1 pseudogene is annotated in these 234 nt (G+C 33.3%); it reads right to left on the bottom strand.

Annotated features, from left to right (window positions below):
* Positions 1-225 (bottom strand): annotated as a pseudogene (locus ACY2RX_RS14930) (glyceraldehyde-3-phosphate dehydrogenase); the annotation flags it as partial.
* Positions 226-234 lie beyond the last annotated feature (9 nt).

The following is a 234-nucleotide window of genomic DNA, read 5'->3' as shown; positions in this document are numbered from 1 at the left end:
CACAATATCAGAAGATACCAACTCATTGTCTAAAGAGTATTTTATTTGCTCTACTAAATCGCCTTCTAAAACATATTTTTTTATGATGGCATTAACTCTTTCAGTAGATACTTTCGTTCTTAATTGTAAACTTAACATTGCTAAAGAACCATTTGGTACAGGCACTCTAATTGCATTTGAAGTTAATCTTCCTTCTAACGCTGGCAATGCTTTTGCTAAGGCTTTTCATGCTCC

The organism is Polaribacter sp. 2405UD43-2, assembly GCF_058147125.1.
Note: the sequence above shows the minus strand (reverse complement) of the source record. Positions and strands in the feature narration are given on the sequence as shown.